Source organism: Bifidobacteriaceae bacterium, assembly GCA_031281585.1.
In the GTDB taxonomy this organism is placed as follows: Bacteria; Actinomycetota; Actinomycetes; order Actinomycetales; family WQXJ01; genus JAIRTF01.
Genome location: JAITFE010000051.1, coordinates 31,422 through 53,853 on the forward strand (window position 1 = coordinate 31,422; position 22,432 = coordinate 53,853).

Below are 22,432 nucleotides of genomic sequence, written 5' to 3' on the forward strand. Positions count from 1 at the left end.
CGGCGAGTTGTCACATGCCGGCAGGTCGGTCAAGTGATCCGATAAATCCTCAATCCGACCGCATCCAGCAGGTGAATAATCTGCTCGGCATCGTGGCGGTAGCGGTCCTGTACATCAGATCCCAATCCCTCCCACGGCACCATTTCGATGCTTGTCAGGGCTTTCGCAACAGGATCCATGTCGCCCTCTTCAAGGGGCCAGCCGGAGTCGCTTCTTTCCCTGCGCCGACGCTCATGTTCCATTCTGGCGAGGCGAGCGATCTCTTCCTCGCTGAACGCATTCACGGTCGGAAAAGAAGTGTCAGGGTCAGCGCACCACTGGCGCACATCAAAGCCGCACTCGACTTCTGCGAGTTGCATTGGAATGTGGCGAGCCCGCGCGAGGAAGAAATCCCTGTGCTCCTGAGCCAACTCGGCCCATGGTCGGGCAAGTCGCCGCATCAACACGCTTTCCGGGTACGACTCCTGCTCATAGATCTCCTGCGCGATGTCCTCTGCCACGCTGCCAAACAGGGTCTCAACCAGCAAGAGCCGGAAGAACGCTTGAGCGTCGACATGAAGTCTGAGCTGCGCTTCGGACGGTAGATCAGCCGGTTCCAACGACGACCCGCGAATGCGGCTCATGTCAAGCACGGCCTCCATTGACCGCGCGCCGTGCTTGTACGCCGGCACAAGCAACATGGCGCGGACAATGTCATCGTTCACTGGCAAAACCGGTTCCCGGTGGTCCCAAGTCGTCAACCTGCGCCGACAAATGCTGCGCAGGAGCACAGCCCGTCGTAAGAGGTATGCGGTGTCTTGAGCACCCTGGCGGTTCGGGCCAACAACGTCAACCGTGCCACGCAGCCGCGACACGAAATCTGGCGCCTTGGCACTCCGGAATTCCTGGACACTGCTCCGGGTCTCTTCTTCAGTCGACCTTGGATCGAGTCCCAACGGCCAGACGAACTCCTGGAGGGTCGCCTTCGTTCCTCCGCCGAACACCAGCACACACCGCCCGATGGGGTGGTAGTCGGTGGCGTCGCGGTACAGTCCGTCCTGCATCGGCATGAGAAAGCTCTTGAGCCAACCCAGCGGCCGACCGTCGCGGTCAGAATCGAACTCATCGAAAAACACCAGCGGCAGTTTCCCAGTAAGCGCAGAATCCCGGATCTTCTGAAACGCTGCCGTAAGGTCATTGACCCCACTGAACTGTGAGACATTGAACGCCAACCTGTCCACCCCGCCAGGCAGGACAGATTGCGCGATTTCTGTGACCCCAAAGGACTTGCCGGAGCCGGGCGCGCCGAAGACGGCCAAACACAACGGCCGCGTGGTCGTGCTGGCGACGTATTCGAGGATCAGGTTCTTGACGTTTTGAAACGCCTCTATTTCTTGGCGGTCCACGGTGGTCAGACCGCCGAGGGTCAGACGCGGTAGTTCGAGGACCGCCCCGACACCGAACTTGGCGTACTCGAACGCAGCGCCGAAGACTGATGTCCAAGCGAAATCCGCCAAGCGCCAATAGTTGGGGTCAGCTTCCCCGCCTTGCCGAGAAACAGGCACCTCTTCGACGCTGCCAGCGCCGGGTGGCCAGCCGTCCCCGAGTAGCCCTCTGAGATCGCCGCCCCGCAAGACCTCGAGGTCATAGCCATGACGGGCCAGCTGTTGTGCGCCAAAGACCATCTGGGGAACGGAGGCGGCCATGGAGTAGGAGAAGTCGGGACGCCCCGCCAACTCATGGAACGCCGTAGCCGCCCTGGCAACCATGACCGCCCACACGTCAGGCACCTCCCCGTTGTCGCGCAGAGAGCCCTCCTCTTCGCCATGAGACAAACAGAGCGTGGGAGTGCCGTCAACGTCAAAGCAAATGGCGCCGTCTTCCGCGAATGTCACCAATAGGAACCTGGCATCGCGCAAGTGAGCGATGGTTGAGTTATTTGCCACCTGCCAGACGAAGTCTGTCGCTGTCCGCTCCCATGACACCTGGCGCGAAATCATCACCCCGGCCCGGCGCAAGACATCCGCGTCCAGCATGATAAAGGCTCGGTCCCTGATGGCTCCGATGATCTTTGCGTTTGGGATCACTTGATTGGACGCCCAGAGGATGGGCCGCTGATCGTCGGGTACCTCAATCCCCCCGAACCCCTCGTCCCAGAGCACAACGGTGTCCCCTTCGGTTGGCGGGGCGATGAGGGTGTCGCCACGCGTCCAGCCGTCGTGCCGGTCCACGAACCAGCCGGACCCATCGGCCTTGCCTCGTTTCAGACGGGTGTGCCTAACTGCGGGCTTCTTGAGGCTTCTCGCCGGAAGTGCGTCGCCCGACAAGATCGCCGCCACCATCGCCGCCCCGCCGGGCAAGTCATACTCGATGTACTCACCGTTCTCGGCGTGGGACAAGCAGTGCCGCCAAGCATGGCCAGCCACCGCGATGCCTGCAGTCATTGCCCAAGTCTAGGGCTTCGCCTCGCTGCCCCAACGCGAAGGAGATGCCTGGCTCCGGCCGCAGGGCCCTTCGCGGCACCAACTACTGCGGTTGGACTGTCGCTAGGCGAGGGGGGTTAGCACCCAGCGCAGGATGGTCGGCTCGAAGCCGAACGAGTCCCACGGCCCGTCGGATTGGATGACGGCCACCCCGGCGGTCGGGAGGCCTCTGCGGACGCGGGTGACGGCATCGGGCGTGGAACCCCCTCCCGCCAATTTGTACGCGGTGGCGGACATGGTCGGCTCGTGGCCCACCACCATCAACGTGGCGCAGTCCGGCGGGGCCGTCCTGATCGCCTCCAAGACCTCTTCGACGTAGCCGCTGTAAAGATCGCGGAGCAACGTCGGCGCGATCTGCCAGTCGGCCGCGGCGGCCATGGCGTTGAACGTCTGTTTGGCCCGGCGAGCGGTCGAGACAAGCGCCACCTCGGGGTTCAAACCGATTCCGCACATCTCGCGGGCCACGATCCGGCATTGCTCATAGCCCAACTCGGTCAAGGGGCGGTCGGCGTCCCCGCCGCCATCGCCGCCGCCGGCTTTGGCGTGGCGCACCAACATCAGTGTCCGGTCCATGAGCCGATTCTAGTTACTGGCCCATTGCGTGCACGCCGCCGTCCACGTGAACCACCTCGCCGGTCGTGGCCGGGAACAGGTCTGACACCAGGGCGATGACGGCGCGGGCCGCCGGCGCCGGGTCGGCCGAATCCCAGCCCAACGGCGCGCGTTCCGGCCACAGCCCCTCCATCTGCTCAAAACCGGGAATGGAGGTCGCCGCCACCGTCTTGAGTGGTCCGGCGCTGACCAGGTTGACGCGGATGCCCTGCGGCCCCAAGTCCCGGGCCAGGTAGCGCGCGGTCGCCTCCAGGGCCGCCTTCGACACGCCCATCCAGTCGTAGACCGGCCACGCGTAGCGGGCGTCGAACGTCAGGCCGACAATGCCGCCGCCCCGGCCGAGCAGCGGCAAGGCCGCAGTGGCCAGCGACTTCAGCGAGTAGGCCGAGGTCTTGATCGAAGTGGCCACGTCCTCCCAATCCCCGTCCAGGAAATGGCCCCCCATGATCCGGCCGGAGGCGAAGCCGATCGAGTGGACCACGCCGTCAAGACGTTCGGCGTGGACCCGGACCCGGTCGGCGAGCGAGTCGAGGTCGGCTTGGTCGGTCACGTCGAGTTGCTCGACGGGCGCGGGACGGGGCAGACGTTTGGCCGTGGCGGCGGTCAGCCGGGCCCCCTTGCCGAACGCGGTCAGGACCACGTTGGCGCCCTCCGTCTGCGCGATCCGCGCCACCTCGAAGGCGATCGAGTGGTCGGTCAGCACGCCCGTGACCAGCAGGTTCCTTCCCTCTAGCAATCCCATTGAGTTTCTCCTCTAGTGACCCATTCCCAGGCCGCCGTCAACCGGGATGACGGCGCCGTTGACGTACGGGGCGCCTGCCAAGAAGACGGCCGCTTGGGCGACGTCGTGCGCCGTGCCGAACCGGCCGGCGGGAATCCGCTCCTGGTAGGCGGCGCGGGTGGCCTCCGGAAGACCTGCGGTCATGTCCGTCTCGATGAAACCGGGCGCGATCACGTTGGCGGTGACGCCCCGGCCGCCCAGTTCGCGGGCCACCGAGCGGGCCAGGCCCACCAGGGCGGCTTTGGAGGCGGCGTAGTTCGTCTGGCCCGTTCCGCCGATCGCGCCCACCACGGAGCCGACCAGGATGATCGCCCCCCGCCTGCGCGGCGCCATTGAGAGCGCGGCCCGTTTGACGCAGCGCCAAGCGCCGCCGAGGTTCGTGTCCAGCACTCGGGCGAAGTCCTCTTCGGTCATGCGGATCAACAAGCGGTCCTTGACGATCCCGGCGTTGGCGACCAGTACGTCGACCTTCCCGAAGCGCTCTTCGGCCTGGTCGAAGGCGGCTCCGACCTGCCGAGCCGAGGCGACGTCGGCGGCGAACGCGGCCAGATTGGGCGCGCCGCCCGCCTTGGGGCCTTTGCCACCCCGGTCGATGGTCGAAACGTTGTCGCCCTCCTCCAGGAAGGCCTCGGCGATCGCCTGCCCAATCCCCCGGCTGGCGCCGGTGATCAGCACGTGTCTTGTCACTACTGGAGGTTATCTCCTATAGCGGCGCGCGTCCGGGCTGGTTGCGAACCAGGCCCGCGCCCAATCTTTGTGGGCCCTCTACTAATCGATAGCCGCGTTCATCGCCACCCACCAGGCGGCGTCGATCGCCAGCGGCGCCGCCACCGCAAAGGCGATCGCGGCCCAGACCGGCCAGCCGAACAGCCGGTAGGCGATCACCCCGCAGGCGACAAGCATCGCGAGCAAGATGGTCAGCCCGACCAGCCACTTCCCCGTCCAAGCCACCACGCCTCCGGCGGCGAGCGCCGCTCCGGGCCGCCCCAGCGCGGCCGCGAAACTCGCCAGCGGGATCGCGTACGCCAGGGGGATCATCAAGACCGCCCCGATCAGCGGATACTTCCAATTGTTTGTGCCGCCCTCCCGCGCCCGCGCCAGCGCGCTGGAGGTCCCCGTCAGCCACTCCATCCGACAAGTCTACGTTCCGCCTCAGAAGTCGCGCCGCCGGTAGGAGGCGAGCGCCAGCCAGAACGCCCCCGCGCCGATCAACGCGACCAGCACGCAGGCCGCCGCCAACGCGAGGCCGGGCTCCACCGTGAGGCGGACGGCAGCCTCGTAGAACCAGTCGGCCAGGTCGCGGTTGAGGGACGCGTAGTAGAGGGCCGCGATCAGGCCGAACACCACCCCCACCGCGGCCGTCGCCGCGAAGCGGCCCTTTGCGTAGCCGAACTTGAAGTAGATCCCCAACTCGATGAACGTGATCAGGCAGGCGGCCAGGTAGGCGGCCAGCGCGGCGGCGCCCAGACTTTCCCAGGACAGCCCCTTCCAGAAGGTCGCGGCGGCGGCGAACGACACGACCACCACCACCGAGGCGGCCGCGAACAGGGCGAAGAACGCGAACCGGCCCACGACCACCACCCGCCGGGGGATCCCCAGCGTGGCGTAGAGCCCGTCCAGGTTGTTCCGCGCCGTCAGGCCGAACGGCGTCCCGGCGAAGGACGCCGGCAGGAGGGCCCCCACGGCGACGGTGGCCGCGGGCGCGTCCGTGGCGACCGCCACCAGGATCGCCATGGCGGGCCCAATCCACAGGTTGGCGCCTTTGAAGACGGCCCGCACGGTGGCCGCCTCCAGCCGCATAAACCGGCCCAGCCCGCTCATCGCGCCGCCTCCTTTTCCCGTCCGGCCCTGACCAGGCCCACCACGATCTGCTCCAACGTGGCCGGCTCGCAGATCACCCCGGCCGGCAGCGCGGGGGCGGCGCCCGCCTCGATCAGCCCCTCGAACCCGGTGGGGTGCTCCCTGGCGCCGATCACGCCCTCATGCCCGATGCCGTCCGGGCCGCCGGCGACCCTCCGGTACCGTTCCAGCAACTCGTCTTTGGTTCCCGAGTACGTGGTGCGGCCGCCATCGATCAGGGTGATGAAGTCCGCTATCCGCTCGAGATCCTGGGTGATGTGGGTGGAGAGAAGGACGGACTTGCGCTCGTCCCCCACGAAGCCCAAGAGCAGGTCGCAGACGTCCTCACGAACCAGGGGGTCCAGGCCGGAGGTCGGCTCGTCCAGAATCAGCAGGTCGGCGCCCTGAGACAACGCCAGGGCAAGTTGCAGTTTGACCTTCATGCCCCGGGAGAGCGCTTTGACCCGGCGGGCGCCGTCCAGTCCGAACCGCTCCAAGTGGCCCAGGAACGCCGCCTGGTCCCAACGCGGGTAGGACGGGGCCAGGACACGTCCCACCTGCCCCACCCGCCACTCGTCCAAGAACAGCGGCGCGTCCATGACCACGCCGACTCGGGTCAAATCCCCGCGCGCCCCGTCGCCGAACAGTTTCACAGTTCCTGAGTCCGGATGGATAAAGCCCAAGATCGCATTTATGGTGGTGGTCTTGCCGGCGCCGTTGGGGCCCACCAGGCCCATGATGTAGCCCGGCGGCAACGCGAAGCTGACGTCGCGGAGCGCGGGCTCCCCGTAACGCTTGGCGAGGCCCCGGACCTCCAGCATTTCGTTCATTGGCCTTCCTTTCTCCAAATTGCTTCAAGCGCCCTCGCGAGGTCCTGCCTGCCCAGGCCCTGCGCCCGGGCCGCCCGAACGGCATCGCGCAACGCCTTTTCGAGGTGTTCGGCCGGCGCCGGTTCCGCCGGCCGGCCGTCTTGCGGCAGCGCGTAACAGCCCTTGCCCTGGACGTTCACCACAAAGCCCTCTTCCTCCAAGTCGCGGTAGGCGCGCGTGGTGGTGATGACGCTGACCCGAAGGTCGCGCGCAAGCTGGCGGACCGAGGGCAGCAAGTCGTCCGCTTTGAGCTCGCCGGCCAGAATCTGCTCCTTGACCTGCTGCTTCAACTGCTCATACAGCGGCACGCTGGAGCGCGTCGAGACGACCAGCCTCACGGCCGCGCCCGCCTATATGAACACATATATACAGTATACACACCTATGCGCAGTGTGGCGCCAGGCCCATTGGGCCGTCCTAAGCCAGTTCGATCAGGTCCTCGTAGTCGTCGGACCACAGGTCCTCGTCGCCGTCCGGCAGCAGCAGCACGCGCTCCGGGCCCAGGGCGCGGACCGCGCCCGCGTCGTGGGTGACCAGGACCACGGCCGCCTTCACCTTGGCGAGCGCGCCCAGAATCTCGACGCGGGACGCCGGGTCCAAGTTGTTCGTCGGCTCGTCCAGGAGTAGCACGTTGGCTGCGGAGACCACCAAGATGGCCAGCGCCAGCCGGGTTTTCTCGCCGCCGGAGAGCACGCGGGCGGGTTTGAGGACGGTGTCGCCGGAGAAAAGGAACGAGCCCAGAATCTTGCGCACCTCGGTGGTCTCCATGTCCGGGGCGGCGGCCGACATGTTCTCCAGCACTGTCCGCTCCAGGTCGAGGGTCTCATGCTCCTGGGCGTAATAGCCCAGCTTCAGCCCATGGCCCGGCTGGACCCGGCCCGAGTCGGGCTCCTCCAGGCCCCCGAGCAGCCTGAGCAGCGTGGTCTTGCCAGCGCCGTTCAATCCGAGCACCACCACCCGCGAGCCCCGGTCGATCGCGAGGTCCACGTCCGTGAACACCTCCAGGGAGCCGTAGGACTTCGACAGCCCCTCGGCGGTCAGGGGCACACGCCCTGACGGCGCGGGCTCCGGGAAGCGGAGCGCGGCGACCTTGTCCCGCCGCCCCTCCGCCTCGGTCTGGTCCAGCAGCCGCTCCGCCCGCTTGGCCATGTTCTGGGCCGCGACCGCCTTGGTGGCCTTCGCCCGCATCTTGTTGGCCTGGGCCATCAGGGCGGCGGCCTTCTTCTCCGCGCCCGCCCGTTCACGCTTCCGGCGGCGCTCGTCGACCTCCCGTTGGGCTAGGTAGTCCGCCCAGCCCAGGTTGTACTGGTCCAGTTGCTGGCGGTTCGCGTCCAAATGCATAACCTTGTTGACCGTGGTGGCCAGCAGGGCGGCATCGTGCGAAATGACCACGAACCCGCCCGCGAAGGACTTCAAGAAGTCGCGCAGCCAGACGACCGAGTCCTGGTCCAGGTGGTTGGTGGGCTCGTCCAGCAGCAGCACATCCGCGCCCTGGAAGAGAATCCGCGCCAGTTCGACCCGGCGGCGCTGGCCGCCGGACAAGGTGCCGAGCGGCTGACCCATGACACGGTCCTCCAGGCCCAGGTTGGCGGCGAACTTGGCCGCGTCGGCTTTGGCAGCGTAACCGCCGGCGGCCAGGAAACGCGCCTCCTGTTTGGCGTACAGGTCAATCCCGCGCGTCATCTGGTCCACGTCCGCGCTGGCCATCAGCGTCTGGGCCTGGTCCATGCGGGCCAGGATGCGGTCCAGCCCCCGCGACGAGAGGATCCGGTCGATCGCCGTCATGGTCAAATCGCCCTCGGCCGGGTCCTGCGGCAGATAGCCCACCGAGCCGGTCGAGCCGACCGTCCCGGCCGCCGGCGGCCGCTCCCCCGCCAACGCCCGCATCAACGTGGTCTTGCCAGCGCCGTTGCGTCCCACCAGGCCGATCCGGTCGCCCGGGCCGACCCGAAAGCTGGCGTCGGCCAGCAGCAGTTCGGCGCCGGCGCGCAACTCAATCCCGGAAGCGGCAATCACGGGGGCCAATGGTACTGCGCCAACCCCGGCTGCTACGCTGGGCCGAGCCGGGGCGGGCAAAGCGGTTCGCCCCTTCCGACCTTCGCTAAGGAGCGGTCGATGAGCCCCGCCAGCGGCGCCGAAGACGCGGACACGTCGCGCATCCGAAACCAGACGTGGCCGCACAAACTCGCCAGCGTCTATCTCCGGTTTGGTCTGGCCCTGCCCGCGCTCGCGCTGGGCGCGCTCGCAGTCAGGGCGGTCACCCGAATCCAGTTTGACGAGGTCACCCAGCGCTGGGTCTACATCAGCGGCGGCTGGAAGGGACACACGTTCACCACGACCGAGGGCTGGGGGCCCAAGGACATGCTGCTCTGGGCGCTCTTGGTCGCGGGCGGAACGCTGATCGCGCTGGTCGCCACCGGATCGCGGAAATACGACTTCGCGCGCGACGGCGCTCCCCTCAAGAGCGCGTCACCGCGCCGCCGGACGATTTTCTGGGTGTCCGTGCTGTTGGGGTGGACCGGCCTGGACCGCCTGGCGATGCGCCGCCTGGGACTGGGGGCGGCCAAGTTCGCCGCGGCGGTCGCCTTCTACGCCTGCTTCCGCATCATGGCGTCCTGGCTGGGCCAGGGCGGCTCCGCCCTCGACACGAGTACCGCGTTCGCTGGGACCACCGGCATGGCCGTGTTCTACTGGTGGACCGCCGACCTCATCCTGGTCGGCACGGGCCTGGCCCGGCAAAAGGGCAAGACGCGCCTTCGGTGACCGGACGGCATCGTGCGCGGCGGCCCAAGGCGACACGCCCAAACGGGGCTAGACACGGGACCAAAGTCCCCTTATGGTTTTCACATAGCCCACACAAGGGCGGCGGTTGCCAAGTCAAACGGGGGGAAGACAATGGCGCAAACTCTCAAACCGGCCAAACACGCGGCCGGGGAACAACCGAACCAGATTGTCCGCAACAGTCGCGGCGTGCCTGTCGGAATCAACTTCCGGGAGAACTGGACCTGGCCCAAGATTCTGCTCTGGGTTGCGATCGCGCTGGTCGGGGCAGCGGGATGGGCCGTGCTGGCGGTGATGCGCGGCGAGCAGGTCAACGCGATCTGGTTCGTGGTGACGGCGGTGGCGACCTACATGATCGGGTACCGCTTCTACGCCCTGTACATTCAGCGCCGAATCCTGCGCCCGGACGACACGCGCGCCACGCCCGCTGAGCGAATTAACAACGGCGTCGACTTCGACCCGACCGACCGGCGGGTGCTCTACGGGCACCACTTCGCGGCCATCGCGGGGGCGGGCCCGCTGGTGGGGCCGGTCTTGTCGGCCCAGATGGGCTACCTGCCCGGAACGCTGTGGATCATCTTCGGCGTGCTGGCCGCCGGGGCGGTGCAGGACATGGTGATCCTCTTCTTCTCAATGCGGCGTGGCGGCCGCTCGCTGGGGCAGATGGCGCGTGACGAGATAGGGCGCTTCGGCGGCACCGTCGCCACCGTGATCGTGTGGGTGATGCTCATGATTGTGCTCGCGGTGCTGGCGTTGGTCTGCGTAAACGCCCTCGCCGAGAGCCCATGGGCGGTCTTCTCGGTCGGCTGCACCATCCCGATCGCGCTGCTCATGGGCCTCTACCTGCGTTACATCCGGCCCGGCCGGGTGGCCGAGGTGTCGCTGATCGGCTTCGCGCTGCTCCTCGCCGCGATCATCGGCGGCCGCTGGGTGGCCGCGAGCGACTGGGGCGGGCAGTTCTTCCACCTCTCCCCCGTGCAACTCACCTGGGCGATGGTGGTCTACGGGTTCTGCGCGGCGGTGCTGCCGGTCTGGCTGCTGCTGACGCCGCGCGACTACCTGTCCACCTTCATGAAGGTCGGCACCATTGTGGTGCTCGCGGTCGGCATTGTGCTGGTCCGGCCCGTTGTGCAGATGCCCGCCGTGACCGAGTTCGCCTCCAACACCAAGGGCCCGGTCTTCGCCGGCGCGCTTTTCCCGTTCCTGTTCATCACGATCGCCTGCGGCGCCCTGTCCGGCATGCACGCCACCGTCGCCTCCGGCACCACCCCCAAGATGATCCAAAAGGAGTCGCAGGTCCGCATGATCGGCTACGGCGGCATGCTGATGGAGTCCTTCGTCGCCATCATGGCGTTGGCCGCCGCCGTGTCGCTGAACGTGGGGGTCTACTTCTCCATGAATATGTCCGCCGCCACGATCGAGAAGCTGGCCGCGCCCGTCATAGCAGCCGAGTATTCGGCGTCCGAGGCCGCCCGGTTGAGCGCGGCCGACAAGGCCGCCATCGCGGTGGGGCAGTTGGGCGTCACCGCCGAAGGCGGGCCGGGGCCGGAAGTCGAATGGTCCCAGGATGGCGCGGACGGATCGGTGACGCTGCGGGGCGGCGAGGCGCTGGAGGCCATCGCGGCGGACGTGGGCGAACAGAACATAGTCTCCCGCACCGGCGGCGCCCCGACGCTGGCTGTCGGCATGGCCAACATTCTGCACGGCGTCTTTGGCGGCCGGGACATGATGGCGTTCTGGTACCACTTCGCCATCATGTTCGAGGCCTTGTTCATCTTGTCCGCCGTGGACGCCGTCACCCGGGTGGCGCGGTTCCAGTTGCAGGATCTGTTCGGCAACTGGGCGCCGCGTCTGAGGGACCCCTCCTACCGGCCCGCCGCGTGGGGCGCGACAGCGCTGGTGGTGGCGGGCTGGGGGTCGTTGCTCCTGATGGGGGTGACCGACCCGCTGGGCGGCATTCAGACCCTCTATCCGCTGTTCGGGATAGCCAACCAACTGATCGCGGCCTCCGCCCTGGCCGTGGCGACCGTGATCGTGGCGAACAAGGGCCACTTCAGGTGGCTCTGGATCACCCTGGTCCCGTTGGCCTGGGATGTGGCGGTCACTTTCACCGCCTCCTATCAGAAGATCTTCAGCCCGAAGCCGGAGTTGGGCTATTGGGCCATGTGGCGGGCCAAACGGGCGGAGATCGCCGCCGGCGGCCTGGATCCGCAGGCGCTGGCGGCGGCGCGGGCGGTGGTGCGGAACTCGTTCGTCCAAGGCGCCTTGTCGATTGTGTTCGTGGTGATGGTCGGCACCTTGCTCATCTGCGCTTGCCGCCAGGTGGTGTTGGCGGCGCGCGGCCGAACCCGCGCCAGCGAGGACCCATACCAGGAGTCGAACTTCTTCGCGCCCACGCGTTTCATCGCGGGGAAGCTAGAACGCGCCGCCGAGTCGGAGTACGCGCAGGTGGGCGACCCGGCTCTGATCCCGGACCGGTCACGCCGGTGACCGGCTCACGCGAATCGTGGTGGCGCCGCGCCTGGCGGGCCGCCAAATGGTATGTCGCCGAATTCTTCGGCGACAACGCTTACGAGAAGTACTTGGTCCGCCATGAGTTGGCCCACGCCCGCCTGGGCGGGGCCGAACCCGCCGCCCACCGGCCCATGTCCCGCCGGGAGTTCTACCGCCGTCTCACGGATTCCACGCCGCCGAAGGGCTGCTGCTAACGGGAGTTCAGATGCGTTCGGCCAGGGCCATGACCTCGACGTGGTGGGTGCCCGGGAACAGGTCGAAAGCCCGCAGGTCGGCCAGGCGGTAGCCGCGGCCTGACAGGACGGCCAGGTCGCGGGCGAGGGCCGCCGGCTCGCACGCCAGATACAAGACGCGGGCGGGACCGGCCGCCGCCACCGATTCCATCACGGCCCGTCCCGCGCCGGCGCGCGGCGGGTCGAGGAGCACGGCCGCCGGCTGGTCTGGTGCCAGGCCAGCCCGCAGGGCGTTGCCGACGGAGTTGGCCTCGGCGCGCTCAAGCTCCAGACCAGCCCGCCGGATGTTGCCGCGCAGGTCTTTGACCGCCCGGCGGGACCCCTCCACGGCGCCGACCCGCGCCCCGGCGGCGGCCAGCGGGAGCGTGAACAGGCCCGCGCCCGCGTACAGGTCCCACACGGCCTGGCCCGGCTCGGGTCGCAGAGCCTTCAGAACCGCGCCTGCCAGAGTCTCCGGCGCCAGGCGATGCACCTGCCAGAACCCGCCCGCCGCCAACTCGTAGCGGAACTCCGACCCGGCGACTCGCACAACCTCGCGCCTGGCCTTGGCGGACTGTTCGGCCCCGGTCAGGCAGAAGGCCGCGCCCGCGGATGGAGCCACCGCGGACAGCCGCGATCCTTCGGGCCACCGCCTGGAAAACAGGTCGAGCGCCTCAATGGCGGGCACGGCCAACGGCATGGCCGACAGCGGCGAAAAGCGGTGAGACCCGGCCGCGAACATGCCGGCGCGGCCGTCCTCCCCCACGGACAGTTCGATCTTGGTCCGCCAGCCCAGGGGCGACCCGTCGCCGAGCGGCTCCACCGTCAGCTCGAAATCGCCGCCAAGCGCGTGGCCGAGCAGGCCCGCCACGACTTCCCCCTTGGCCCTCCTGGCCGCCGCCGGCGCCAGATACAGCCAGTCGGCGGCACCCACGTCCAGGCCCTCCGGCCAAGGCGGTTCGACCCGGTCCGGCGAGGGCTCCAGCACTTTGACAACGCGGGCCCGCCAATAGGACCGCGTCATGGCTGTGACTTCGGCAATCACCCGCTCGCCGGGGACGGCGCCGGACAGCAGCACAACCGGGCTCTCTTCCTGGCGGCAGGCGCAAATGCCGCCGTTGCCCCAGGCGCCCGCCGCCAACTCGAGCCGGCGCCCGGGCCGGGCATGGTCATCTTCTGCGAACTGGCGCGAAGCCTCAGTGCCGGACGTCATTAGACGCCACCTCCTCCAGGTTGGTCCAACTGCCAAGGCACGGTCGCCACGACCACTCCGGGCAGGTGCCGCAGGCGCGCGGTCAGACGGGCGGCCGAACGGTTGTGGAGCCAGCGTTCCCACCAGTGCCGCACCACTTTCTCGGGTATGTACAAAACCACCATGTCGCGGGGGGCGCGTCGGCGCAAGGCGGTGATGTGGTCAATCAGGGGGCGCGTGATCTCGCGGCTGGGCGAGTCGAGGATGCGCAGCGTCACGGGCACGTTCGCGCGGTCCCAGGCGCGGCGCAGTTCCCAAACGTGGGCGTTGTCGACGGCCACCGTCAGGGCCTCAAGAGACGACGGGCGGGTGGCGCGCGCGTACGCCAAAGCCCGCGCGGTGGCCCGGTTCATCGCGCTGACCAGCACAATCCCATGCACCCTGCTGGGCGGGCCCAGGTCGGTGCGAGCGCCGCGGGGCAGTTTGAGCTCGGCGTCGACTTGGCGGTAGTGGTGCCGGATGGAGACCATCATCCAGAACGCCAGGCCGACCAGGCCCAGTGAGATCCAGGCGCCGTGGCTGAACTTGGTGACCACCACGATCACCAGCGCCACCGCGGTCAGAGCCAGGCCGACCGCGTTGACCGCGCGGGAGAAGACCATGCGGCGGCGTTCGACCGGGGTCTTGGCCAGCGGCAGTTTGGCGTTCCAGTGCCGCAACATGCCCAACTGGGAGATGGTGAAGGACAGGAAGACGCCCACAATGTAAAGCTGGATCAGGCGGGTGACGGAGGCGCCCATCAGCCAAATCAGCGCCGCGGAGCCCACCCCCAGGGTGACGGTCCCGTGGGCCGCCACTCTCCGGTCGGAACGCCGGTAGAACTGTTTGGGGAGGAACTCGTCTTGGGCCAGCATCGACATGAGAGCCGGGACCCAGCGGAACGCGCTTGAGGCCGCGAGGATCAGCAACAGGCCGACCAATGCGATCACCATCACATAGACGGGTCGGGCACCCGCGAACACGGTGTCAGCGATCTGAGCCCACAGCGGGTCTTGGTGGAAATCGGCTGGCACCGGCCGTCCGTCCGGGTAGCGCAGTTGAGCCGCCGGATTGGCGACAAAGACCGCCCCGACGCGATCCGCCAGAACCAGGGTGCCGATCAGCAATCCGGCGCAGGCCACCCCCAGGAACGCCAGCGACCGAGCGGCGTTGCGGGCTTTGGGATCCCGAAAGCGCTGGACGCCGGTGGAGATGGTTTGCACGCCGGCCAGCGCCACGGCGCCGGAGGAGAAGGCCCGCAGGGCCAGGAAGGCGCCGCCCAGGGCCGTCAAGCCGTTGGCAAAGCCGCTGGCGGGGACCAGTTCCAAGCCGTCGGCGGGGGCTGGGCCCAACGATCCGGCCAGCGCCTCGATCCCCCCCACCAACGCCGTCAGAGCCAGCGCGCCAATGAACCCGTAGACGGCCAAAATAACGGTGTTGTCGAGGGCTTTCAGCCCCCGCAGAGAGGCCAGCATGATGAGCGCCACCAGGCCCACGGCGACCAGTCTGGTGTGGTCCTCGATCGCGGGGAGGACCGCGGCCAGGTACTGGGCGCCGCAAGACACGGACACGGCCACCGTCAGGAGCGAGTCGACCATGGCGGCGCCGCCCACCAGGCCGCCGGCCGCCAAACCCAGGTTCTGTTTGGCGACGGCGTAGTCTCCACCGCCTTCCGGATATTCCTTGATGGTTTGCCGGTAGGAGGCGATCACCACGGCCATGATCACCCCGATCGCCAATCCGACCCATGGCGACAGCGAAACGCCGGCCAGTCCGGCGGCGGCCAGGGTGAGCAGGATCTCATCTGGGGCGTAGGCCACCGAACTGAGCGCGTCGGGCGCCAGCAGCGGCAGGGCGTAACGTATGCGCAGCGGCCGCGGCTTCGCCCGGGGCGCGAACTCGCGGGTGGGGCGCCCCATGACCAACCGGCCCAGGGCCCCCATCACGTCTGGCATACCGCCAGCCTATTACGGCCGCCGGCCGGCCGCCGTGCCAGAATCGAACTGTGCATTTCATTGTCATGGGCTGCGGGCGGGTCGGGGCCGCCGCCGCGACCGCGCTGGAAGCCCACGGGCACACCGTGGCCGTGATCGACCAAGAACCCGCCGCCTTCCGCCGTTTGCCGCCCGACTTCGCCGGCCAGCGGGTCACCGGGGTCGGCTTCGACCGCGAGATCTTGCGCCAGGCCGGGATCGCCGAGGCGTACGGCTTCGCCGCCGTCTCCTCCGGGGACAATTCCAACGTGTTGGCTGCCCGCGTGGTCCGCGAGACCTTCGGGGTGGACAACGTTGTGGCCCGCATTTACGACCCGGACCGGGCGGAGGTCTACCAGCGCCTCGGCATTGCGACGGTGGCGACGGTCCCCTGGGCCGCTGACCAGGTGCTCCGCGCGGTCCTGCCGTCCGGCGCGGCCGGCGAATACCAGGACCCGAGCGGCCATCTCACGTTGGCCCGGTTCGACCTGCACCCCGATTGGGTGGGCGCGGATCTCGCCGCCGTGGAGCGCGCCGCGGGCGGCCGCACCGCCTTCCTGTCCCGCTTCGGCCAGGCGATCCTCCCCACCAAGGAAACCGTCTACCAGGCCGGGGACGTGGTCTACCTGATGGTTCCAACGGACCGCCTGCTCGCCGCCGAACGAACGCTGGCCCGGCCGCCGGAGCCCGAGTCATGATGAAAATCCTGGTCGCGGGCGCCGGCTCAGTGGGCCGGTCGATCGCCCGCGAGTTGTTGGCGAACGGCCACGAGGTCATCATCATTGACAAGAATCCCGCCGCCATGAAGGTCGCCTCGGTCCCGGACGCGGACTGGATTCTGGCGGACGCCAACGAGTTGCGCACCCTGACCGAGGCCAAGTTGGAGGAGGTCGACGTGGTGGTAGCCGCCACCGGCGACGACAAGGCCAACTTGGTGCTCGCGCTCCTCGCCAAGTCCGAGTTCGGCGTCCCCAGGGTGGTCGGCCGCGTCAACAACCCGAAGAACGAGTGGATGTTCGACCAGCTTTGGGGGGTCGACGTGGCCGTTTCGACCCCCCGCATCATGACGGCTTTGGTCGAGGAGGCCGTCTCGGTGGGCGATGCCGTCCGGATCTTCACGTTCCGCCAGTCCGACACCGACCTGATCGAGACCACTTTGGCGGAGGACTCGCCTTTGGTCGGCCAGCAGTTGGGCCAGTGCGCTTGGCCCGACGATGCCGTGTTGGTCGCCGTTGTCCGCGACGGCCGCCCCCTCACGCCGGACCCGGACGGCTTCCTGGAAGGCCGCGACCAGTTGCTGTTCTTGGCCTCCCGCGACGCCGCCGACGGGCTCCAGCGCATCCTGGACGCCCGCTGACTACTCGGGGGCCGACGACCCGCCTTCAGCGCTGGCCGACGGTTCGGGGTTGACCTCGCCGCCTTCCTCGGCCTTGTCGGGCGGCTCCGAGGAGCCCACGTCCACTTGCTCCGGCTTGCCCCCGAACGGCGGGACTGCGGCCGGCTGGCCCGCGTCGACTTGGCGCCAGCCGCCGGCCTCATTGTCAAAGCGCCATTGGTGCGCGGCCAGCGGGAAGACGTTCCACAGCAGGTCGCCGTTCTTGCTCCTGGCTGGCAACGCCGCGTAGAAGTCCCCGTTGGGCGCCTTGTAGGTGGACCACAACTCGGGGTTGTCGAGCGGACTGTCGGGGTCGAACCACATGACGACCAACCCGTCCTCGGCCTGCTCTATTCCGGGTCCGTCGGTCCAGCCAAGGTCGGTCGAGATGTTCAGGGGCTTGCCGTTCTGGTCAAACAATTGGACGTGCTCAAGGGGCCTGCCCTCCGCGTCGAACGCGAAGATGTTCCGCACCGGAACGCCCCCGAAACAGAGTTGTTCTGAACAGTAGTCCGCCTCAGCCGTTTTCCCATACGGTTCTTGGGCGTAGGCTCCACCCGAGGCCGGAAAACTCCAATTGCCCACGAATAACATAAGCGCCGCCCACACAGTGACGATCACCGCCACGGTGTTGAATGCCGCCAACAGCACTCTGGTCCGCCGCGGGCGCTCCCCCCAAGGGACCTGACCAAGCGCCATGCTCGCGGCAATGACGACGCAAAATACGATCACCTTGACCAAGTCGTCGGTGCCTTGGCCGTCAAGAGCCTCATATCCTAAGACCAGGACAGCCAGCGCTCTGATCACCCACCAAACCGGCCGCATCTTCCGACCGACCCAAACGGCACCCCGCCACCAGCGAGTCCGGCCCCAACGCAGGGCTGCCGCTCGTAGCTCTTCGAAAGAACGCTGCACAACTGAAGGCGGGCTCGGCACGGGATCCCCGCCTGCCGCCGGCGCCGACCCGCCGGCCCGCGGCGGCAGGTCCGCCGCCGCCCGCAGCTCGTCGGCGTAGAGCCGGGGATCTCCGAACCGCTCCGCGATGCGCTTTAGGGTGAGGGCGTCGCTGGCGCCGGAGTTTTGGTCGCCCGAATCGGCCAGGGCGTCCGTCAAGTCCATTTCGAGATCGTCGGTCAGGTCCCGCACCTGTTCGGGGCTGAGCCCGGCGAGTTCGCGCCGAACCGCCTCCGCATAGTCCCGCACGGCGGGAACGAAGATCACGCTGTTCACTGGGCCACCTCCTGATCGGCCAGGATGTTGTTCATGGTTTCCGCCAATTTGCGCCAGTCGCGGGTCTGGGCCTGGGCAACGGCGCGGCCATGCGCGGTGATTCCGTAATACTTGCGATGCGGCCCCTCGTCAGAGGGCACAACGTAGCTGGTCAGCGTGCCCGCGCCGTAGAGGCGCCGCAAGGTGCCGTAGACCGAGGCCTCGGCCACTTCGCTGAGCCCGGCCCGGCGCAGGCGCCGGACAATGTCGTAGCCGTAACCGTCTTCTCGGCGCACTTCCGCCAGCACAGCCAAGTCCAGCACCCCTTTCAACAATTGCGTGGTGTCCATTGGACCTCCTCGTCGTTATCTTGAAACCAAGGTACCATGCATTGCGCGGTACTAATGCATGCGGGCACCGCGTGTCGCGTCAACGGAAACCGGCCCCTTTGATCGGGCGGAAAAAGGTACCGTCCCCGTTTTGGCTTTGGGAGCGGCTGAACGTGGCCTGAGCATTTCTGCCTGATCTGCCTCCCTCTGCCCCGTTCTGGCCTGTAGCGTGCCATCTGAGTACGTCCCCGTCCATGAGCCCGGCATCGACCGCCGGCGACCCCCTAGTGAGGCCGACAAAATGACGATTCCGCCACGTTTCAGCCGCCGCACCCTTCTAAACCCACCAGATGGCGCCAAGCGGACGCCCGTTCGCCTGGTCGCCATGGCGTCCGCCGGCGCCATCGCGCTGACCGGCGCCCTTGTCGCGGGCACGCTGTTCGGCGTTTCTCCGGCGGCGGCGGTGACCTATCAGAACGGCTGGAACGGCCGGTTCGAAGCGGGGCAGCTCTGGGCTGTGGGAGGGACCGCCAGCGCCTACGCGCTGCCGCAGTGGTTGCCGGACGCGGCCTCCGCCACCCCGGCGGACTTCGCCACCCGCTTGCGGGCCGCCTACGACCAGGCGGGCGACCGGGCGGGCCAACCCTGCCCGGGCGGCTGGGACGTCTTGGCCACAGGACCCGTCGAAATGGCGCAGGGTTCCGCCCGCCCGGTGCAGATCGGCTGGGACACCGCGACCGGCCGGGCTGGACTGGTGCAGGACGGGACCGGGGCCTGCCACGCCGTCAAGGACCAGGACGGCATTCTGAAGGGAATGAACGGCGGCGAGGTCGATCCGATCAGCGGAGTGCTGTTCTACGTGGGCGAGGCGCCCCAACCCGTCTTGGGAACTGATAACTACTTCCCGCTCGGGATTGGCGCCGCCGTGGTCGAAAACCGCCGCCACCCGAACGAGCCCGACTTCCAACTGCGCGAGTGGCTCACCGTGGAGGACGGTTGGTCTGAGGCGGAGGATTACGTAACCACGTTGGCGGCGGCGGCCGCGGGCGCGGGCAGAACGGGCAACCTCGACGGCGAGTGGTCCCTCAGCGCCGACCTCGCCGTGGACGCCACGGGCGCGGTCTACCGGCTGGCGCGCTTCGACGTGCCCGCCACCCAGTTGGACCATTGGGCGCTGCTTCGGTTCGAAGTGGAACGTGACAGGTCGAGCGGGTATCCCGAGACCGATTGGTCGCACAACGTGGTCAGGGTATTCGAAGACGTCGCCGCCAATGACGCCACTGGCCTGGCCCTCATCGGCGCCGACCTTTACTCTTCCCACGCCGACGGCTCCATCCGGCGCTGGAACATCAGCGCCGGAACCAGCCAACTGCTGGGCCAGGCGCCGGGAGTGGCCGACCTGACCACCGTGGCGGCGCACAGCGCGATCACCGGCCGCGTTCAGGTCGTGGACCAGGGCGGCGATTTGGCCAACACTCTGGGCGGAGAGCGGGTTGAACTCTGGCGAGAGGTGAACGGCACACGGTCTCTGGCCGGAGTGACTGCAACCGCGCCCGTCAGCGGCTTCTACTGGTTGCCGCTTCCGGAGGATGCGGCCGGGACGTACTACGTCCGGGTTCGCACGCCCAGGCGGTCGGACGGCCTGCCCACCATACAGGTAAGGGCCAGCGGGCGGGAGATCACGCCGCCCGGCTATTCCTACTACTACGCCCGAGCGAAGAATGAAGGCACGCCGCTTTGCGCCACCGCCGAGGGCGACTACCAGGATTCGGAGGGCGGAGGCTACTACTACTACGAATGGGAAGACCGGGAGTGTTACGGGGCCAGGGGGGACGCGGTCGATCCCGCCCAGGTCACCGATCCGCTGGCCGCTGCGGGAGGCGCCAACCACGTCACCCGCATAGCCCTCAACGACCCCACCGAGCCGGTCAACGTCGACTTCACCTTCGAGGCTCACCTGGGGTGGGGCGACGCTCCGGCGCCCTACCCGACTCTGGAAGAGGACGGCGGCCCCTACGCCAACCCGGAGCTGCTGACGTCCGGCGCCGGATCACACGGCTTCTACGCCCAACCGAATCCCAAAGGCCTCGGCAACTCAACCCACCTCACGTTCTCACCGGCGGGGACCGCCTCCGGCTCCCCGGTCTCCATGCAAGGAGGCCTGCTGGCGGCTGGCCAGACCTACACCCTCAGCGCCGACGTTTGGGGGGAACTGACCAACCGGTCGACCGCCAAGCTGTGGCTCGACCCGCTGACCGCGAACGGCACGCCGTCCGGGCAGTTCAGCCAGTTGGTTCTGAGCGGCCGGCCGGTTCTGTATGCCGACGACGATTCCTACGCCTACATCGCAGACACGTACACGGCGCCGACCACCGAGCCGGCAGGCGGGTTCCAGCTAACCTACGGCCGCATGCGAGCCAGCGTTGATCCGGCTGTGACACCCACATCAAGGGCCCTGACCGGCCACGAGGCCGATTCGGGCGTGGTGCCGGGCTCGGTGGACGACATAGGTTACGGGATCGCCTCGCACGTGGTGCGGGTTAGGCCGCGTCTGGTCGATGTGCCCACCCTCTACCCCCGTTGGCGTTTCTGGTACACCTTCACCAACACGTCTGACCGGTGGCCCTCAAGCTCTCAAACGGTGGTCGACCCCGGTTATTGGGTCAAGACGGTTGATCCGGTCGCCGTCGCGGTGACGAACGCCTCCCAACCCGTGGGCATCACGCTCACCGGCGTGCTGCCCGAGGCAGACGGCAACCTGGACGGCTGGGAGCTGGACGCGGCTCGCACGAAATGCTCCGACACCTTCACCGGCCAGCCGATAGCCTTCACCACCAACGGCAACACCGTGCAAGTGTCGGCCCCCGCCGCCACCGGTTGGCGAGACGTCACCTGCGTGCCCGCCTATCAGCGCACGGGCTATGGTTACGGCGTCACCACGGCGATTCGACCCTCGCCGTTGGCGTCCAGCCCCCGGCCCGTTGGTCAGCGGGACGCCTACCGGGTCCAGCCGACTCTGAAAACGCAATACACCGACAGCACGGGCAGCGGGCTGGAGGTTTTCATGACTCTGACCCCGGCGGGCGGCGGCGCCACCGCCGACGGGGCGAAGTTTCAGGCGACTGACGCAGCCAACATGACCTGCAGCACTTGGTTGGCCACCGGCGGCCTGTCGGTGTGCGACGCGGCCGGAATAACCGCCACCCAGGCCGGCGAATACACCTTGACCGTTTGGGAGGCGGACACCGCCGACTCCCCCGAGACTTTCACCCTCTACTTCGCCGGCGAGATCACACCGCCGGGGCCCAGGACCTGGGGCGAGATGTGGATTGAGGACACCGAACCGGTGGTGGCCGACTACGGCCTTGAGGACGGCGCCCCCGGCTATGTGGCGCCTTGGGACTATTTCACCATCCACCTGCGGGCTTGGATGGCGGCGGGAACACTGGAGCTCCCGTACGAAGGGCTCGAGTCCAGGATTCGGCCCAGCAGCACGTACGTCAACTACCCCTGCGGGTACTCAGAATTGCACTTTACCGACGCCGTGGCAGTCCAGGGCGACCCGGGGCACTACACGTTCACCGTCGCCTCAAGTTGCGCGGGAGAAGTCGCCCTCTACCCGTACGTGTCGATCCCGAACAACAGCGGCCACCTGATCGACTTCACGTGGCGAACCGGTTCGCCCCGGTTGGAGTTCGCCAACCTTGGCGTCCCAGACTGGTCCCAGTCCTATCTGGGGACTTGGGGAGGCGAGGCCAAGATTGGTTACACGGGCACGGAGATCCAGCAGGCGTACGACTACGTGGTGGACGCTGAGGTTGTGCTAATCGACGCCAACGGTTCGTGGCTCGAATGGCCCACCGTCTTGGACGAGGACGATGATGAGATCCTTGATCCGGCGTGGCGCGATCAGGTGACCTGGTCAGCGAGCAACCCCGCAAGCATCAGGGTGGTGCCTATTACCGAAGACCAGACTTGGTATGACGATGCGCCGCGATTCTGGGTTGTCGGCGACAAGCCCGGCGAGTACTGCCCGGCAGTTGACGTGACTTGGAAAGGCGTGACGCGCGAGCTGGTATGCGACGAGCCCATCAGATTCACCGGCGATTATGTAGATCTGAGCACGGCCTCGGCGCGGGTCACCCAGACTCCGGGCCAACCGGCCAACATGGACACGGGCGCCCCCGAGGCGGAATGGGGCCGCCAAACCGTGATCATCGAGGCCACCGACGCCTTTGGCTACCC

At 67.8% G+C, this 22,432-nt stretch carries 19 protein-coding genes; 6 read left to right on the forward strand and 13 right to left on the reverse strand.

Features of this window, described 5'->3' with window-relative positions; genetic code table 11:
* Positions 1 to 29: 29 nt before the first annotated feature.
* The 9 genes from LBC97_05560 to LBC97_05600 all read right to left on the reverse strand — a co-directional run bounded on the left by LBC97_05560 (position 30) and on the right by LBC97_05600 (position 8,579).
* Positions 30 to 2,423 (reverse strand): hypothetical protein, encoded by a 2,394-nt coding sequence (locus LBC97_05560; GenBank protein MDR2565519.1) that lies wholly within the window; start codon positions 2,421 to 2,423, stop codon positions 30 to 32.
* 102 nt (positions 2,424 to 2,525) lie between these two features.
* The gene (locus tag LBC97_05565) at positions 2,526 to 3,035 is read right to left on the reverse strand and encodes a histidine phosphatase family protein (protein MDR2565520.1); all 510 of its coding nucleotides are present in this window, start codon (positions 3,033 to 3,035) and stop codon (positions 2,526 to 2,528) included.
* A 13-nt stretch (positions 3,036 to 3,048) separates the two neighbouring features.
* A complete protein-coding gene (gene fabI / locus LBC97_05570) occupies positions 3,049 to 3,816 on the reverse strand; it encodes an enoyl-ACP reductase FabI (GenBank protein ID MDR2565521.1) in 768 nt (255 codons plus the stop codon).
* 12 nt (positions 3,817 to 3,828) lie between these two features.
* Entirely contained in the window at positions 3,829 to 4,542 is a 714-nt protein-coding gene (locus tag LBC97_05575; GenBank protein ID MDR2565522.1) for an SDR family oxidoreductase, read from the reverse strand.
* Between the two features lie 81 nt (positions 4,543 to 4,623).
* Positions 4,624 to 4,986, reverse strand: coding sequence for a hypothetical protein (locus LBC97_05580; protein MDR2565523.1), 363 nt, complete (start codon positions 4,984 to 4,986; stop codon positions 4,624 to 4,626).
* 21 nt (positions 4,987 to 5,007) lie between these two features.
* Positions 5,008 to 5,676, reverse strand: coding sequence for an ABC-2 transporter permease (locus LBC97_05585; protein MDR2565524.1), 669 nt, complete (start codon positions 5,674 to 5,676; stop codon positions 5,008 to 5,010).
* Positions 5,673 to 6,524, reverse strand: coding sequence for an ABC transporter ATP-binding protein (locus tag LBC97_05590; protein MDR2565525.1), 852 nt, complete (start codon positions 6,522 to 6,524; stop codon positions 5,673 to 5,675). The genes LBC97_05585 and LBC97_05590 overlap by 4 nt, the downstream gene beginning before the upstream one ends.
* On the reverse strand, positions 6,521 to 6,901 hold the full coding sequence (locus tag LBC97_05595) for a GntR family transcriptional regulator (protein MDR2565526.1): 381 nt from the start codon (positions 6,899 to 6,901) through the stop codon (positions 6,521 to 6,523). Before LBC97_05595 ends, LBC97_05590 begins: the two co-directional genes overlap by 4 nt.
* A gap of 79 nt (positions 6,902 to 6,980) precedes the next feature.
* Entirely contained in the window at positions 6,981 to 8,579 is a 1,599-nt protein-coding gene (locus LBC97_05600) for an ATP-binding cassette domain-containing protein (protein MDR2565527.1), read from the reverse strand.
* Positions 8,580 to 8,678: 99 nt separating this feature from the next.
* Between LBC97_05600 and LBC97_05605 the strand changes: the two genes are divergently transcribed.
* The 3 genes from LBC97_05605 (at position 8,679) to LBC97_05615 (ending at position 12,052) form a co-directional block, all read left to right on the forward strand.
* Positions 8,679 to 9,326 carry a hypothetical protein gene (locus LBC97_05605; protein ID MDR2565528.1) on the forward strand — a complete coding sequence of 216 codons (648 nt, stop codon included), beginning with the start codon at positions 8,679 to 8,681 and terminating at the stop codon, positions 9,324 to 9,326.
* A 207-nt stretch (positions 9,327 to 9,533) separates the two neighbouring features.
* A complete protein-coding gene (locus LBC97_05610; GenBank protein MDR2565529.1) occupies positions 9,534 to 11,834 on the forward strand; it encodes a carbon starvation protein A in 2,301 nt (766 codons plus the stop codon).
* Positions 11,831 to 12,052, forward strand: coding sequence for a YbdD/YjiX family protein (locus LBC97_05615; protein MDR2565530.1), 222 nt, complete (start codon positions 11,831 to 11,833; stop codon positions 12,050 to 12,052). The genes LBC97_05610 and LBC97_05615 overlap by 4 nt, the downstream gene beginning before the upstream one ends.
* A gap of 7 nt (positions 12,053 to 12,059) precedes the next feature.
* On the opposite strand, the gene LBC97_05620 is transcribed toward LBC97_05615, so the two are convergent.
* Positions 12,060 to 13,283, reverse strand: coding sequence for an RNA methyltransferase (locus tag LBC97_05620; GenBank protein MDR2565531.1), 1,224 nt, complete (start codon positions 13,281 to 13,283; stop codon positions 12,060 to 12,062).
* Positions 13,283 to 15,256 (reverse strand): APC family permease, encoded by a 1,974-nt coding sequence (locus LBC97_05625; protein ID MDR2565532.1) that lies wholly within the window; start codon positions 15,254 to 15,256, stop codon positions 13,283 to 13,285. The genes LBC97_05620 and LBC97_05625 overlap by 1 nt, the downstream gene beginning before the upstream one ends.
* A 50-nt stretch (positions 15,257 to 15,306) precedes the next feature.
* Between LBC97_05625 and LBC97_05630 the strand changes: the two genes are divergently transcribed.
* Both LBC97_05630 and LBC97_05635 read left to right on the forward strand, forming a co-directional pair.
* Positions 15,307 to 15,972: a TrkA family potassium uptake protein gene (locus LBC97_05630; protein MDR2565533.1), complete on the forward strand. Its 666-nt coding sequence runs from the start codon at positions 15,307 to 15,309 to the stop codon at positions 15,970 to 15,972.
* Positions 15,969 to 16,631: a TrkA family potassium uptake protein gene (locus tag LBC97_05635; protein MDR2565534.1), complete on the forward strand. Its 663-nt coding sequence runs from the start codon at positions 15,969 to 15,971 to the stop codon at positions 16,629 to 16,631. The genes LBC97_05630 and LBC97_05635 overlap by 4 nt, the downstream gene beginning before the upstream one ends.
* Here LBC97_05635 and LBC97_05640 read toward each other — a convergent pair whose 3' ends face one another.
* Together LBC97_05640 and LBC97_05645 are read right to left on the reverse strand one after the other, a co-directional pair.
* Positions 16,632 to 17,879, reverse strand: a complete 1,248-nt coding sequence (locus tag LBC97_05640) for a hypothetical protein (protein ID MDR2565535.1) — start codon at positions 17,877 to 17,879, stop codon at positions 16,632 to 16,634.
* The gene (locus tag LBC97_05645) at positions 17,876 to 18,208 is read right to left on the reverse strand and encodes a PadR family transcriptional regulator (GenBank protein ID MDR2565536.1); all 333 of its coding nucleotides are present in this window, start codon (positions 18,206 to 18,208) and stop codon (positions 17,876 to 17,878) included. Before LBC97_05645 ends, LBC97_05640 begins: the two co-directional genes overlap by 4 nt.
* Before the next feature lie 364 nt (positions 18,209 to 18,572).
* On the opposite strand from LBC97_05645, the gene LBC97_05650 reads away from it, so the two are divergent.
* Positions 18,573 to 22,432: hypothetical protein (locus tag LBC97_05650; GenBank protein ID MDR2565537.1), on the forward strand; the 3,860-nt coding region annotated here is incomplete at its 3' end.